General features: G+C 60.5%; 13 protein-coding genes. 11 read left to right on the top strand and 2 right to left on the bottom strand.

Translation table 11 applies throughout. The features are described 5' to 3' along the window. Positions 1 to 74: 74 nt before the first annotated feature. The gene (locus tag ABIA48_RS17165; RefSeq protein WP_429490168.1) at positions 75 to 1,049 is read left to right on the top strand and encodes a serine/threonine protein kinase; all 975 of its coding nucleotides are present in this window, start codon (positions 75 to 77) and stop codon (positions 1,047 to 1,049) included. A gap of 205 nt (positions 1,050 to 1,254) precedes the next feature. Continuing rightward, entirely contained in the window at positions 1,255 to 2,142 is an 888-nt protein-coding gene (rarD, locus tag ABIA48_RS17160; RefSeq protein WP_277532446.1) for an EamA family transporter RarD, read from the top strand. 215 nt (positions 2,143 to 2,357) lie between these two features. Here the strand turns inward: rarD and ABIA48_RS17155 are convergent, their stop codons facing one another. Further along, the gene (locus ABIA48_RS17155) at positions 2,358 to 2,876 is read right to left on the bottom strand and encodes a glycine cleavage system protein R (protein ID WP_007994389.1); all 519 of its coding nucleotides are present in this window, start codon (positions 2,874 to 2,876) and stop codon (positions 2,358 to 2,360) included. Between the two features lie 568 nt (positions 2,877 to 3,444). On the opposite strand from ABIA48_RS17155, the gene ABIA48_RS17150 reads away from it, so the two are divergent. Then, complete coding sequence (locus tag ABIA48_RS17150) at positions 3,445 to 5,622, top strand: malate synthase G (RefSeq protein ID WP_429490166.1); 2,178 nt, start codon at positions 3,445 to 3,447, stop codon at positions 5,620 to 5,622. Positions 5,623 to 5,820: 198 nt separating this feature from the next. Here the strand turns inward: ABIA48_RS17150 and ABIA48_RS17145 are convergent, their stop codons facing one another. Continuing rightward, positions 5,821 to 6,267 (bottom strand): response regulator, encoded by a 447-nt coding sequence (locus tag ABIA48_RS17145; RefSeq protein ID WP_429490164.1) that lies wholly within the window; start codon positions 6,265 to 6,267, stop codon positions 5,821 to 5,823. Between the two features lie 255 nt (positions 6,268 to 6,522). On the opposite strand from ABIA48_RS17145, the gene ABIA48_RS17140 reads away from it, so the two are divergent. The 8 genes from ABIA48_RS17140 to ABIA48_RS17105 all read left to right on the top strand — a co-directional run bounded on the left by ABIA48_RS17140 (position 6,523) and on the right by ABIA48_RS17105 (position 15,740). Further along, positions 6,523 to 8,463 (top strand): putative nucleotidyltransferase substrate binding domain-containing protein, encoded by a 1,941-nt coding sequence (locus ABIA48_RS17140; RefSeq protein WP_429490162.1) that lies wholly within the window; start codon positions 6,523 to 6,525, stop codon positions 8,461 to 8,463. After that, positions 8,460 to 9,167: a 3'-5' exonuclease gene (locus ABIA48_RS17135; protein WP_429490160.1), complete on the top strand. Its 708-nt coding sequence runs from the start codon at positions 8,460 to 8,462 to the stop codon at positions 9,165 to 9,167. Before ABIA48_RS17140 ends, ABIA48_RS17135 begins: the two co-directional genes overlap by 4 nt. A gap of 213 nt (positions 9,168 to 9,380) precedes the next feature. Then, positions 9,381 to 9,899 carry an RNA polymerase sigma factor gene (locus tag ABIA48_RS17130; RefSeq protein ID WP_033063019.1) on the top strand — a complete coding sequence of 173 codons (519 nt, stop codon included), beginning with the start codon at positions 9,381 to 9,383 and terminating at the stop codon, positions 9,897 to 9,899. Continuing rightward, positions 9,896 to 10,870, top strand: coding sequence for a FecR domain-containing protein (locus tag ABIA48_RS17125; RefSeq protein WP_429490158.1), 975 nt, complete (start codon positions 9,896 to 9,898; stop codon positions 10,868 to 10,870). The genes ABIA48_RS17130 and ABIA48_RS17125 overlap by 4 nt, the downstream gene beginning before the upstream one ends. A 240-nt stretch (positions 10,871 to 11,110) precedes the next feature. Then, entirely contained in the window at positions 11,111 to 13,555 is a 2,445-nt protein-coding gene (locus tag ABIA48_RS17120; protein WP_429490156.1) for a TonB-dependent siderophore receptor, read from the top strand. Between the two features lie 72 nt (positions 13,556 to 13,627). Continuing rightward, positions 13,628 to 14,758, top strand: coding sequence for a PepSY-associated TM helix domain-containing protein (locus tag ABIA48_RS17115; RefSeq protein ID WP_429490154.1), 1,131 nt, complete (start codon positions 13,628 to 13,630; stop codon positions 14,756 to 14,758). Then, positions 14,755 to 14,934, top strand: coding sequence for a hypothetical protein (locus tag ABIA48_RS17110; protein WP_429490152.1), 180 nt, complete (start codon positions 14,755 to 14,757; stop codon positions 14,932 to 14,934). Before ABIA48_RS17115 ends, ABIA48_RS17110 begins: the two co-directional genes overlap by 4 nt. Before the next feature lie 176 nt (positions 14,935 to 15,110). Continuing rightward, positions 15,111 to 15,740, top strand: coding sequence for a glutathione S-transferase family protein (locus ABIA48_RS17105; RefSeq protein ID WP_033063022.1), 630 nt, complete (start codon positions 15,111 to 15,113; stop codon positions 15,738 to 15,740). Positions 15,741 to 15,755 lie beyond the last annotated feature (15 nt).

Below are 15,755 nucleotides of genomic sequence, written 5' to 3'. Positions count from 1 at the left end.
CAACCACTAAAACCGCGCCGTCTGCGCTACCATGCCTGGCCGGACGCAGCAGCCTGCTGCGCGCAGGAGTCAGCATGGCCCACCCGTTTGAAACCCTCACGCCAGATCTCGTGCTCGATGCTGTAGAAAGCATCGGCTTTCTCAGCGACGCGCGCATCCTGGCGCTCAACAGCTACGAGAACCGCGTCTATCAAGTCGGTATCGAAGACGCCGAGCCGCTGATCGCCAAGTTCTACCGGCCGCAACGCTGGAGCAACAAAGCGATTCTGGAAGAACACCAGTTCACCGCCGAACTCGCCGACTGCGAGGTGCCGGTCGTGGCGCCGTTGATCCACAACGGTGAAACCCTGCACGAACACAACGGTTTCCGTTTTACCCTGTTCCCCCGCCGCGGCGGCCGCGCACCGGAGCCGGGCAACCTCGATCAACTGTATCGCCTGGGCCAGTTGCTCGGACGCCTGCATGCGGTCGGCTCGACCCGGCCGTTCGAGCACCGTGAAGCGCTGGCGGTGAAAAATTTCGGCCATGACTCACTCAAGACCTTGCTCGACGGCAACTTCATCCCTCGCAGTCTGCTGCCGGCCTACGAATCGGTGGCCCGCGACCTGCTCAAGCGTGTGGAAGATGCCTACAGCAACACCCCGCACCAGAACATCCGCATGCACGGTGACTGCCACCCCGGCAACATGATGTGCCGCGACGAAATGTTCCATATCGTCGATCTCGACGACTGCCGCATGGGGCCGGCGGTTCAGGACATCTGGATGATGCTCGCCGGCGATCGTCAGGATTGCCTGAGCCAGTTGTCGGAACTGATGGACGGCTACAACGAATTCCACGATTTCGACCCGCGTGAACTGGCCTTGATCGAACCGCTGCGCGCCTTGCGCCTGATGCATTACAGCGCCTGGCTCGCCCGCCGCTGGGACGATCCGGCATTCCCCCGCAGTTTTCCGTGGTTCGGCACCGAGCGATATTGGGGTGATCAGGTGCTGGCATTGCGCGAACAGTTGGCCGCGCTCAATGAAGAGCCGCTGAAACTCTTCTGACATACACAGACCCCATGTGGGAGCGGGCTTGCTCGCGAAGGCGGTCTATCAGTTGAAACATGCAGTGACTGACACCACGCATTCGCGAGCAAGCCCGCTCCCACAGGTTCTGTGTTCACAATTGCCCAACCTATTCGGTCAGGACATTCGCAGGCAAATCTCCTTACAATCCCCTCTTTGTTAGCTGCCTAAGCAAGGATTCTGCATGCAAGCCGCCAACCCGCGTCGCGGGTACATTCTGGGCCTGAGTGCCTACATCATCTGGGGACTTTTCCCGCTTTATTTCAAAGCCATCGCCAGTGTGCCCGCCGTGGAAATCATCATCCACCGGGTACTGTGGTCCGCGCTGTTCGGCGCCTTGTTGCTGATGGTCTGGAAGCATCCCGGCTGGTGGCGCGAGCTGCGGGAAAACCCGCGACGGCTGGCGATCCTGGCCCTGAGCGGCGCACTGATCGCGGCCAACTGGCTGACTTACGTCTGGTCAGTGAACAACGGACGCATGCTGGAGGCCAGCCTCGGTTACTACATCAACCCGTTGGTGAACGTGTTGCTGGGCATGCTGATTCTTGGCGAACGGCTGCGACGCATGCAATGGATTGCCGTCGGTCTGGCGGCTGTAGGTGTGGCGCAGCAGGTCTGGCAAGTCGGCAGCCTGCCGTGGGTGTCGCTGGTGCTGGCACTGACCTTTGGTTTCTATGGTTTGATTCGTAAGCAGGCGCCGGTCAAGGCGCTGCCGGGGCTGGTGGTGGAAACCTGGATGCTGGTGCCGATTGCCCTCGGCTGGTTGCTGCTCAATCCGGCAGCCAGTAGTGCCCAGGCCGAATTCTGGACCACCTCCGAAGCCTGGTGGCTGGTGGCCGCCGGTCCGATCACACTGGTACCGCTGGTCTGTTTCAACGCTGCCGCACGGCATTTGCCCTACACGACACTGGGGTTTCTTCAGTACCTGGCGCCAACCCTGGTTCTACTGCAAGCCGTACTGCTGTTTGGCGAGCACCTGTCGTCCAGCACCTTGGTAGCGTTCATGTTTATCTGGGCCGGTCTGGCGGTTTACAGCGTCGATGCGTGGATAAGTTTGCGCCGCCGCAGCTGATCAAAAAACACTCAATTCTCTACAGGCCACGTATTCCGTGGCCTGCCTCATTCCTTCCCAAGGTTATCCACAGCGTGATCCCCGCCGATTGTGCGCAAGTGGCTGAAACTGCTGGTTTTTTGATCAGTTTCCGGCGAGCCCCGGTCGGCGCGGCTTGGCGGGGTGTCTCTACAGGTTATCCACAGGCAGGTGCACGTTTAACTTGGATAACCTGATCAGGGTTCACTGCGCAGCACCAATTCGACCATCAAGTCGTCAGCCAGGGTCTCCAGGCGCGATTGCAGCACGTCCAGCGACAGCGTCAGCGGGACCGCAAGAATCGCTTCGGCGTGGAACAGCGGCTCGCTACTCATCGGTGCCGGGCGCACTTCGGTCACCAGTCGCTCCAGGCTCACTCCCTGTTCGCTCAACAAGCGTGTGATGTCACGCACGATTCCCGGACGATCATTGCCCACCAATTCCATGGCGATCGGCTTCCAGGTGCAGGATTGTTCGATACTGCTTTCGGCGACCAACACGCGAATGCCCTGGGCGGATAAACCCTGCAGGGCATCGACCAATTCGTCGTAGGCCTCGGCCGGCACGCCCACCCGCAGGATGCCGGCGAATTGTCCCGCCATGCGCGACATGCGGCTTTCCAGCCAGTTGCCGCCGTGCTCGGCAATGCATTGGGCAATGCGCTCGACTTGCCCTGGCTTGTCCGGTGCGAAAACGGTGAGTACGAGATGGTCCATGGCGCAGCCCTCTGGTCATGACTTTTGTTATAGAGAACCAAGTATAGGCAAGGGATGGGAGGTGCCTGGGCAGATCCGGAATCAAAGGTGAATCGACTGCCCTCTTCGCGAGCAAGCCCGCTCCCACAGGGTCATGCGCAGTCCTTGTGGGAGCGGGCTTGCTCGCGAATGAAGGCTCCGCCGATCCGGCAGGCTCAACAAATCGTGTACAACTTTTTATATTTAACTGGAACAATCTAATGGTTTTTTGAGAACATCACGCTCCCCGACGTGACCGCAATGCGTCATGGGGTCGCAGAACGACGTAATTAGTCTAATTTTCACAACCGCAATTCATCATGTAGTATGCCGCAGAGTTCACTACATAATGTTGGATCGATGTCTGCCGCAGGCACGTTCGCAACCCTGAAAGCCCTGTCAGCAAGGCCCCAAGCCGTTGATTGGTCCCAACCCAGCCGCCTGTCATGGGCATGTACTGGTAGAGGGGTTTGTGGTTTAAATGGCCAAAGGCTTCATTGTTAATTTGAAGAGCTGAAAAGCGAAATAGCTGAGCAGAGTGAGGCAAGCAATGACTGAACACGTTCAAGTCGGTGGCCTGCAGGTCGCCAAAGTCCTGTTCGACTTCGTGAACAACGAAGCCATTCCCGGTACCGGCCTCACCGCCGATAAGTTCTGGGCCGGTGCCGACAAGGTCATTCATGACCTGGCGCCGAAGAACAAAGCCCTACTCGCCAAACGCGATGATTTCCAGGCTCGTATCGATGGCTGGCACCAGTCCCGTGCCGGCCAGGTGCACGACGCCGTGGCCTATAAAGCCTTCCTGCAAGACATCGGTTATCTGCTGCCAGAAGCGGCCGATTTCCAGGCAACGACGCAAAACGTCGATGACGAAATCGCCCGCATGGCCGGCCCACAGCTCGTGGTGCCGGTCATGAACGCCCGCTTCGCCCTCAACGCCTCGAACGCCCGCTGGGGCTCGCTGTACGACGCGCTCTACGGCACCGACGCCATCAGCGAAGCCGACGGCGCGGAAAAAGGCAAAGGCTATAACAAGGTTCGCGGCGACAAGGTCATCGCCTTCGCCCGTGCCTTCCTCGACGAAGCGGCGCCTTTGGCAGCCGGCTCTCACGTCGACTCCACCGGCTACAAGATCGTCGACGGCAAACTGGTGGTCACCCTTAAAGGCGGCAGCAACACCGGCCTGCGCAACGACGCGCAACTGATCGGCTTCCAGGGCGATGCCGCGGCACCGACCGCGATCCTGTTGAAAAACAATGGCCTGCATTTCGAAATCCAGGTCGATGCCAGCACCCCGGTCGGCCAGACCGACGCGGCCGGCGTCAAAGACATCCTGATGGAAGCGGCACTGACCACCATCATGGACTGCGAAGACTCCGTCGCTGCTGTCGATGCCGATGACAAAGTGGTGATCTACCGCAACTGGCTCGGCCTGATGAAGGGCGATCTGTCGGAAAGCGTCGCCAAGGGCGGTCAGACTTTTACCCGTACCATGAACGCCGACCGCACCTACACCGCTGTCGATGGCAGTGAATTGAGCCTGCACGGTCGTTCGTTGCTGTTCGTGCGCAACGTTGGTCACCTGATGACCATCGACGCCATCCTCGACAGTCAAGGCAACGAAGTGCCGGAAGGCATTCTCGACGGCCTGGTGACCTGCCTCTCGGCAATCCACAACCTCAACGGCAATAGCTCGCGCAAGAACAGCCGCACCGGCTCGGTCTATATCGTGAAGCCGAAGATGCACGGCCCGGAAGAAGCGGCGTTCACCAACGAGCTGTTCGGTCGCATCGAAGACGTGCTGGGCCTGCCACGCAACACCCTCAAAGTCGGGATCATGGATGAGGAGCGTCGTACCACGATCAACCTCAAGGCCTGCATCAAGGCGGCGAGCGAGCGTGTGGTGTTCATCAACACCGGTTTCCTCGACCGCACGGGCGATGAAATCCACACTTCCATGGAAGCCGGCCCGATGGTGCGCAAGGCGGACATGAAGGCAGAGAAATGGATCGGCGCCTACGAGAACTCCAACGTCGATATCGGTCTGAGCACCGGCCTGCAAGGTCGCGCACAGATCGGTAAAGGCATGTGGGCGATGCCGGACCTGATGGCTGCGATGCTCGAACAGAAAATCGCTCACCCACTGGCCGGTGCCAACACCGCCTGGGTGCCATCACCGACCGCCGCTGTGCTGCACGCGCTGCACTACCACAAGGTTGACGTGTTCGCCCGTCAGGCCGAGCTGGCCAAACGTGCCCACGCTTCGGTGGACGACATCCTGACCATCCCGCTGGCGGTGAACCCGCAGTGGACCGCCGAACAGATCCAGAACGAACTGGACAACAACAGCCAGGGCATTCTCGGTTATGTGGTGCGCTGGATCGACCAGGGCGTCGGCTGTTCGAAAGTGCCGGACATCAACGACGTCGGCCTGATGGAAGACCGTGCAACGCTGCGTATTTCCAGCCAGCACATCGCCAACTGGCTGCGTCATGGCATCGTCACCAAAGATCAGGTCATGGAAAGCCTCAAGCGCATGGCGCCAGTGGTTGACCGCCAGAACGCCGGCGACACGCTGTACCGTCCGCTGGCTCCGAACTTCGACAGCAACATTGCCTTCCAGGCAGCCGTCGAACTGGTGGTCGAAGGCACCAAACAGCCGAACGGCTACACCGAGCCTGTTCTGCACCGTCGTCGTCGCGAGTTCAAGGCTGCCAATGGCCTGTAACTGAGCGTTTACACGGTGGACATGAAAAAGCCCTGATCGAGAGATCAGGGCTTTTTTTGTATGCAATGATTTGTTGCTCTTTGTGGGAGCGGGCTTGCTCGCGAAAGCGGTGCATCTGCCAAAAAATACTCGACTGACACTACGTATTCGCGAGCAAGCCCGCTCCCACAGAGATTGTGCAGGGTTTACTGGTTTGGACTAAGGCTCCATCCCAAGCTCATGCTTGACCAACCCCACCAACTTGCCGGAATCAATGGGCTTGAGCAGGAAATCCACCACACTCAAATGCATGGCAGCGATGGCGTCTTTCACGTCGGCATCGCCGGAAACGATGATGATCGGCATCGCGGCCCGCACCGATTTACGCACCTGGCGAATCAGCTCCAGGCCATCGATATGCCCCATCCGCAGATCGGTAATCACCAGGCCAATCGAGGGTTTCTCTTCCAGCATCTTCAGAGCGGTTTCGCCACTGGCCGCCGTCATGCAGCGAATGCCGTCCAGCGCCAGCATCTCTGACAGCAGATCCCGGGCATCTTTGTCGTCATCGACGACCAGCACCCGTTGCGGTGGCAGATCCGGCTCCAGCATCACGGCACTGAGCGCCTCGCGCTCGGCGTCACTCAAAATATCGTGGTCGGACATGGCGTTCTCTACATGTTCAATTCATTTCCCTAGCATAGTGGGGAGACATCGCTAAGCAGGCCCTCAATGTGCACTTCGTTGGATAATTTTCCAATAGCAGGATAGAGAGGTTTTTCTCACAGTTGCGTAGGGCTTTTCCGACATTCCATCACGCTGATTGCCTACCTAGACTTACGTCCAATGGGCACCTCGACCGCGGGGGTCGACCATGGGTGAGTCATCCGACAACGACAAATCCAAAAAAAGACTGCGGTAATGGTTATGAGTAAAGCGGACGCCTTCACACAGGCAGGGAAAACCGCGGTGTTGCAGAACATCCAGGGCACGTTGCAATTCCTTCAGCGCTTCCCGCCTTTTAACCAGATGGAACACGCACACCTGGCGTATCTGGTCGAGCAATGTCAGCTGCGTTTTTACGCCCCCGGCGAGAGCATCATCAAACCTGCCGACGGCCCGGTTGAGCACTTCTATATCGTCAAGCAAGGCCGGGTGGTGGGCGAGCGTCCGGATACGGCAAAAGGTGGTACCGAAACGGTCTTCGAGATCACCACCGGCGAGTGTTTCCCCCTCGCGGCGTTGCTGGGTGAACGGGCGACCCGCACCGAGCACCTTGCCGGCGAAGACACCTTCTGCCTGCAACTGAACAAACCGGCATTCATCCGCCTGTTTTCGCTATCGGACACCTTCCGCAACTTCGCCCTGCGCTGCGTCAGCAGCCTGCTGGATCAGGTCAACCAGCAAGTGCAGCAAAAAGCCGTGGAAACCCTCGGCACTCAATATTCGCTCAATACCCGACTGGGCGAATTGGCTATGCGCCACCCGGTGACATGCGCCCCGCAAACGCCGTTGCGCGAAGCCGTGACGCTGATGCATGAACAGCAAGTCGGCAGCATCGTGGTGGTCGATGAACACAAGGCGCCATTGGGGATTTTCACCCTGCGCGACTTGCGCCAGACCGTGGCCGACGGCAGCAGTGATTTCAACGAAGCCATCGAAAGGCACATGACCCGGGCGCCGTTTTTCCTGTCGCCGGATCACAGCGCCTTCGACGCGGCGATTGCCATGACCGAGCGGCATATCGCCCATGTCTGCCTGGTCAGGGACCAACGCTTGTGCGGCGTAGTCTCGGAGCGCGATCTGTTTTCCCTGCAGCGGGTCGACCTGGTGCACCTGGCGCGCACTATCCGCAATGCCCAGAAGGTGGAAAACCTGGTGGCGCTGCGGGGCGAAATCGGTCAACTGGTCGAGCGCATGCTGGCCCACGGCGCGTCTTCGACGCAGATCACCCACATCATCACCTTGCTCAACGACCACACCGTGTGCCGGGTGATCGAACTGACCCTCGCCGAAAAAGGCGACCCCGGCGTACCGTTCAGCTGGCTGTGTTTCGGCAGCGAAGGCCGTCGCGAGCAGACTCTGCATACCGATCAGGACAACGGCATTCTGTTCGAAGCCAGGGATGCGGCCCAGGCTGCCGAAATACGCGGCAAGTTGTTGCCCATCGCCCAGCAGATCAACCAGAGCCTGGCGCTGTGCGGCTTCACCTTGTGCAAGGGCAATATCATGGCCGGCAACCCCGAGCTGTGCCTGTCCCGGGTCGAATGGGCGCGGCGTTTTTCGGCGTTTATCCGCGAGGCAACCCCGGAGAACCTGCTGGGTTCGAGCATCTATTTCGATTTGCGCGTGGTCTGGGGCAGCGAGCAAAGCTGCGAGCAGTTGCGTCGGGCGATTCTCGATCAGGTCGGCGACAACCGTTTGTTCCAGCGCATGATGGCCGAGAATGCGCTGCGCAATCGCCCACCCGTAGGGCGCTTCCGCGAATTCGTGCTGGCGCGCAAAAACGGCGAAAAGGCCACCCTGGATTTGAAAGTTCAGGGTCTGACCCCGTTTGTCGATGGCGCCCGGTTACTGGCCCTGGCCCATGGCATCGAGGCCAACAACACGCTGGAGCGTTTTCGCCAGTTGGTCGTCAAAGAGGTCATCGAACCCCTGGACGGTGCCGCGTACGAAGAGGCCTATCACTTCATCCAGCAAACCCGTATGCAGCAACATCAACTACAGACCCGGGAGAATTTTCCCTACTCAAATCGGGTCGATCCCGACAGCCTCAATCATCTGGACCGGCGCATCCTGCGGGAGTCCCTGCGCCAGGCACAACGCCTGCAAAGCAGCCTGACCTTGCGGTATCAGTTATGAGCCTGTTTTCCTGGCTGCGCCCGGCAAGCCTCGCCCTGCCCGCCGACCTGCAACTACGCCTGGAACGCTTGCCCGCCGCTGCCGCCCTGAGCGAATGCAGCCTGCGTGAACAGCGTTGGGTGGTGCTCGACCTGGAAACCACCGGGTTGAACCTGAACAAGGACCGCGTGTTGTCCATCGGTGCAGTGGTGATCGAGGACGGGGCCATCGACTTTCGCCAGCAGTTCGAACGCACCCTGCAATATCCGCAAGTAAAACTCGGCCCCAGCGTGCTGATCCACGGTATCGGCCCCAGCGCCATTGCAGCGGGCAGCGACCCGGCGCAAGCGCTGCTCGAACTGATGGAATACATCGGTGACAGTCCGGTGCTGGCCTTCCACGCGCCGTTTGACCAGCACATGCTCGGACGTGCGCTGAAAGATCATCTGGGTTGCAAGTTGCAGCATCCGTTTCTGGATGTGGCGGACATTGCACCGCTGCTATGTCCCCAAGCGCACATTCGCGAGGCGGGGCTGGACGATTGGATCGACTGGTTCAAGCTCGAAGTCTTCGAACGCCACCACGCCAGCGCCGACGCCCTGGCCACCGCTGAACTGGCGCTGATCCTGTTCAGCCGTGCGCGGCAGCAGCAGATTCATAGCCCGTTGAATCTGCAACAGCGATTGAGTCAGTGGAAACGTCGGCGGCAGGCGCCGTCCTTCTGACCTTTACGCCCCTGTAGGAGCGAGCTTGCTCGCGAAGGCGGTGTGTCAGACGCCACTGATGTTGAATGGGCTGGCCCCTTCGCGAGCAAGCCCGCTCCCACAGGGGGTATCGCCAATTTCCCACACGACCAACGCCAATTGCTTACCTCCCTCGCCTCTGCCACAATCGCGAACAATTCTCGTTAGTTAATATTTCCCAATCGGTGATGTTGCGTGTCGTCAGTCCCAAGCCCTCAAAGTGAGCTCGTCGGTGCGTTGTATCGCGACCATCGCGGTTGGCTATTGGCCTGGCTTCGACGCAATGTCGCCTGCCCGCAGCGGGCCGAAGACCTGAGCCAGGACACTTTCGTGCGCTTGCTGGGCCGTGAGGAACTGAAGGAACCGCGCGAGCCGCGGGCGTTTCTGGTGGCGATTGCCAAGGGCCTGCTGTTCGATTATTTCCGTCGCGCCGCCCTGGAACAGGCCTATCTCACCGAGCTGATGCTGATTCCCGAAGCCGAACAACCGTCGGCGGAAGAACAGCAAATGATCCTCGAAGACCTGAAAAACATCGACCGTTTGCTCGGCAAGCTTTCCAGCAAGGCCCGGGCGGCGTTTCTCTACAACCGTCTCGACGGCCTAGGCCATGCGGAAATCGCCGAGCGCCTGGGGGTGTCGGTGCCGCGGGTGCGTCAGTACCTGGCCCAAGGCATTCGCCAGTGCTACATCGCGCTGTACGGTGAGCCGACATGAACCCGGTCAGTTCCAAACCGGTATCGGCCAACGTGCTGGATGCGGCGATTGCCTGGCAGTTGTCCATGGACGGCGCCAACCCGGTAGAGCGCGAAGAATTCGCCAAGTGGCACGCTGCCCACGAAGAGCACGCACGCGCGTGGCGCCAATTGGGCATGCTCGACCAGCGTTTCAGCGTGGCCAGCGGCCCGGCCCGCACTGCCCTGCTGCAATCGCGAGAAGGCATTCGTCGGCGGGTGCGCAAGCTAGGCAATGGCGTGGCGAGCGTGGTGGCCGTGATCGGCCTGGCGCTATTTGCCGGGCCACGTTACCTGCCGATCGATTATTGGCTGGCCGACCAGCGCACCGCCGTGGGTGAGCAGCGCACCCTGCGCCTGGCTGATGGCACGCTGATCAATCTCAACACCCACAGTGCCCTGGATGTGCGCTTCGATGAAAAGCAGCGACGCATCGTGCTTCAGGAAGGTGAAATCCTGGTTGAAACCGGCCATGGCGATCCCCGGCCATTCATCGTCGAAACCCGTGAAGGCAGCATGCGCGCGCTGGGTACGCGGTTTCTGGTCAAGCGCGAAGAACAAGGCACGCGCCTGAGTGTGTTGCAGTCGGCGGTGGCGGTTCACCCCGGGGCCAGCCCTGACGAACAGGTTCTGCGCGAAGGTCAGCAGGTGCTGATCCGCAGCAATGGCCTGGGTCCGGTTGGGGCCATCAACCTCGGCGCGGATGCCTGGACCCGCGGCATGCTGGTGGTGGACAACACGCGGCTGGAAGATCTGGTGCATGAAATCGGCCGCTATCGACCCGGTTACGTCGGGGTCGAGCCGCAAGTGGCGGACCTGCGCATCACCGGCAGCTTTCCGCTACGCGACACCGACCTGGCGCTGAACGCCCTGTTGCCAGCTTTGCCTGTGCAGATCGAACAGCACACGCAATGGTGGGTGAAGGTGGTGGCCAAGGCTGACAACAAACCCTGAAATCGTAGCGCCAGACAGTCCGCCTTCGCGGGCAAGCCCGCTCCCACAGGGAACCGCATTCAACTGCAGGAGCGAGCTTGCTCGCGATGACGGCCTTCGACTCCCCACAAAGACCGGTTTGACCCAATACCAGCCGCAACCGACTTCTGAATCGAAATAATTTTCATCCCGCCCTATCACTTTTTGATTTTCGTTCGGCACACAGGCAATTGAGAAATATTTCCATTCAGGAGCCGCTGTATGCCCCGTTCGCTAGACTCCCTGATACGCCGCAGTTTGCTGGCGGTCGCCATTGCCCTTTGTACCCCTTTGGCCAGCAGCCAACTGGTCGCCGCTGAACAGGCGTCCAGCGTCCACGCCTACAACCTGCCGGCCGCACCACTAGCCAGCACCCTGAACCAGATCGCCAGCCAGGCCGGTTTGGCCCTGTCGTTTGATCCATCCCTGGCGGCGGGCAAGACCTCGGCCCCGGTCAAAGGCCAGTTCGACGCAGCCGGCGCCCTGCGCGAAGCCCTGCGTGGCACCGGCCTGCAACTGGAGCAGAGCAATGCGGGCACCTACAGCCTGGTGGCCGTGCCCGAGGGTGTGATGGACCTGCCGGCCACCAGCGTGATCGGCGTGGAAGATACTGAAAGTGCCTGGGGCCCGGTGCAAGGCTACACGGCCAAACGCACCGCCGCCGGCACCAAGACCGACACCGCGCTGGTCGAGGCACCGCGTTCGATTTCAGTCGTTACTCGCCAACAGATGGACGACCGCAACGTACACACCCTCGATGATGCCGTGCGCTACCTGCCGGGCATCACCGCCAGCAGCTTCGGCAGCGACACCCGCGCCGACTGGTTGCGCGTGCGGGGTTTCGAACCGACTCAATTCCTCGACGGCCTGCCACTGCCAAAAGGTGTGTACGCCAACCCGAAACAGGAAACCTGGAACCTCGACCGCCTGGCTCTGCTGCGCGGCCCCGCCTCGTCCGTGTACGGCCAGACCCCGCCGGGCGGCCTGCTGGACATGGTCAGCCGTCGCCCAAGCGCCGAAGCCAGCAGCGAAATCCAGTTGCAATACGGCAGCGACAATCATCGCCAGATCAACTTCGCCAGTACCGGCAAGATCGACGACGAAGGCCAGTTCCTCTACAGCCTCAGCGGCGTGCTGCGCGACGGCGGCACGCCCATCGACCACATCGATGACAAGCGCTACAACATTGCGCCGAGCCTGACCTGGAACATCGACGAAGACACCCGGTTCACCCTGCTCACGCAGTTCACCCGTGACGATACCGGTATCACCAGTCAGTTCTATCCGATCCAGGGCACCAAGATCGACATGCCGTTCGGCGAGATTTCCCACCACAAGAACCTGGGTGATCCGAACTACGACTTCTACGACCGCACCTACTACGCGCTGGGTTATGCCTTCGAACATCGCCTGAACGATGTCTGGCAGTTCCGGCAGAACCTGCGCTACACCAAGTCGGAGCTGTCGTTCCAGGCCGTGACCGTCAACAGCTACAACCCTGACCTTGCCAACCTCGGATTTGTCGTCGACGATCAAGGCAACACTGGCCGTGGCACCACCAATGTCGACGAAGACATCGCCCAATTCGCCGTGGACAACAACTTCCAGGGCGACTTCGTCACCGGCGACGTCACTCACACCTTGCTGATCGGCCTGGACCACCAGCGCAACACCACCAATTACCTGTCGATCTTCGGCACCGCGCCGGGCATCAACGTCAACGACCCGGTCTATGGCTTGCCGATCACCCGTCCGCCACGCTCCACGGCGTTCTATGACTACGAACAGAAGACCCGGCAGACCGGCCTGTACATCCAGGACCAGATGGCCCTCGACCAATGGCGCCTGACCCTCGGTGGTCGTGAAGACTGGGTCCACACCGGAACCACATTCTTCAACAAGGGCGATGCCACCAACACCGAACGCGACAAGAACTTCAGCGGCAACGCGGCGATCAGCTACGTGTTCGACTCGGGCTTCGTGCCGTACCTGTCCTACGCCGAATCGTTCCAGCCGACCAGCAATGCCGCCGCCTCGCCGACCGAGTCGTTCAAGCCGACCGAAGGCAAACAATGGGAACTGGGTATCAAGTACCAGCCACCAGGCAGCAACACGCTGCTGACGGCGGCTGTGTATGACCTGACCCAGAAAAACGTTTCCGTCACCAACAACGTGGGCAATGTGACAGTCACCAGCCAGACCGGCGAAGTGAAAGTCAAAGGCCTGGAGCTGGAAGCTGTTTCCGACGTGAGCGAAAACCTCAAGGTCACCGCTGCCTACACCCTGGCCAAATCCGAAGTGCAAGAGGGCATCTACAAGGGCAATCGCCTGCAACTGATGCCTAACCAGCAAGCGTCGGTGTGGGGCGACTACACCTGGCACAACGGCAAGCTGGACGGCTTCGGCATCAGCGCCGGCGCGCGCTACACCGGCAACACCTACGGCGACCAGGCCAACACCTGGCTGGGCAAGGCTGGCGCCTACACAGTGTTCGACGCAGTAGTTCACTACGACCTCGGTCGCCTGGACAGCAGCCTCAAAGGCGCTTCGCTGGCCGTTAACGCGACCAACCTGTTCGACAAGGACTACATCTCGACGTGCGACAGCTTCTACTGCTACTACGGCGACCAGCGCAGTGTCGTCGCGAGTGCAACGTACAAGTGGTAACGCCTTGAGCTGATACGCCCAATGACCAGGCCGTTCTTTGTGGACGGTTTTGGCTTTTCTGAAGGCTACGAAATGAAAAGTAAAACAATTCGCCGCTGGTCCGCCGTTCATACCTGGACCAGCCTGATTTGTACGGTGTTCCTGTTGCTGCTGGCGCTAACCGGCCTGCCGTTGATCTTTCACCACGAAATCGACCACTTGCTGGGCGATGCACCTGAAGTGAAGGAAATGCCGGCGGACACCCCGCACCTGAATTTGCAGCAGTTGGTAGAAGCGGCCGAGAAACACCGTCCCGGTGAAGTCATGCAGTATTTCGGCTTCGAGGACGATGAGCCCAACGCCGTGCTGACCATCATGGCCGCGACCGCAGGCACCGAGCCCAACTCGTCCCACACCTTCATGCTCGACGCCCGTACCGGCGAAGCGCTGGAAACGCCATCCGCCAACGGCGGCTTCATGATGACCATGCTGCGCCTGCACGTGGATATGTTTGCGGGGCTGCCGGGAAAGCTGCTGCTGGCGTTCATGGGGATTTTGTTCGTGGTGGCAATTGTTTCCGGCACGGTGTTGTACTTGCCGTTCATGCGTCGTATGAAATTCGCCACCGTGCGCCAGGACAAATCCACGCGCCTGCGCTGGCTCGACCTGCATAACCTGATCGGTGTGGTGACGTTGACCTGGGCCCTGGTGGTCGGCGTGACCGGCGTGATCAGTGCCTGCGCCGACCTGATTATTGCCGCCTGGCGCAACGACAGCCTGAGCGCGATGGTCGCGCCGTATCGCGATGCGCCACCGCTGACGCAATGGGCACCGGCCACTCTTTTGCTCGACATCGCCAAGGATGTCGCGCCGGACATGCAACCGGACTTCATCGCCTTCCCCGGCACACGGTTTTCCAGTGAGCACCATTACGCGGTGTTCATGAAAGGCAGTACGCAGCTGACCTCGCACCTGTTGACGCCGGTACTGATCGACGCCAGCACCCTGCAAGTCACCGCCGTGGCCGAACGACCGTGGTACATGGACGCCATGGGCATGTCGCAGCCGCTGCATTTCGGTGACTACGGCGGCATGCCGATGAAGATCCTCTGGGCGGCCCTGGATGTGCTGACCATCATTGTGCTCGGCAGCGGTGTCTATTTGTGGGTGCTGCGGCGCAAGGCCGCCAAGCCTATGCCGGAAAAAGTGGAGAGCGTGGCATGAAACCCCGGCGGTCGAACTTCTGGAAGGTCTTCTCGACACCCACGGTAATCGCCCTGTTCAGCGCAGCCGGGCTGTTTTCCGCGCTGCTGGGGGATGGCGTTTGGGACGCCCTGAGCTGGGTTGGCCTGGGCATCCCGGCTGTCCTTGCCTTGCGCGGTCTGCTGCAACGCCGCTAAACCCTGTGGGAGCGGGCTTGCTCGCGAAGGCGGATTGTCAGGCAACATCTGATGCGACTGATACACCGCTTTCGCGAGCAAGCCCGCTCCCACAGAGGATCTGTGTTTTTTGTGGTCTTGAGCTATCAAGTCAACGCGCTATGCTGCTCGACACCGCCACCGACCGAGACGTTGCCATGTCCGCCCCGAGCATGACCCTGTACCACAACCCGCTTTCCCCATTCGTTCGCAAAGTCATGGTGCTGTTGCACGAAACCGGTCAGCAGAACCGTGTGGCGTTGCAAACCAGCGTACTCACCCCGGTCAACCCGGACCTGACCCTGATCGACGACAATCCCCTGAGCAAAATCCCGGCCCTGCGCCTGGCCGACGGCAACATCATCCACGACAGCCGGGTGATCCTCGATTACCTCGATCATCAGCACGTCGGCAACCCGCTGATCCCCCGCGAAGGCTCAGCCCGCTGGCGGCGCCTGACCCTCGCTTCACTGGCCGACGGGATCATGGACGCGGCCGTGCTGGTGCGTTACGAAGTCGCCCTGCGCGCTCCGGAGAAACACTGGGACGAATGGCTCGACGGCCAGCGCGACAAAATCCGCCGCGCCCTGGCGCTGCTGGAGAAAGACGCAATTGCCGAGCTGACCTGCCACTTCGATGTGGCGGCGATCAGCGTGGCGTGTGCGTTGGGGTATCTGGACCTGCGCCATCCGGATCTGGATTGGCGCGAGGCGAACCCGCAGTTGGCGGGGTGGTATTTCGAGGTGAGTCAGCGGCCCTCGATGATTGCGACGATGCCGAAGCTCTAGGCACTCACACACTGA

The organism is Pseudomonas sp. S30_BP2TU TE3576 (genome assembly GCF_050436025.1).
Lineage (GTDB): Bacteria > Pseudomonadota > Gammaproteobacteria > Pseudomonadales > Pseudomonadaceae > Aquipseudomonas.
The sequence above is the reverse complement of the archived record's forward strand: the minus strand, read 5'-3'. Positions and strand labels throughout refer to the sequence as shown.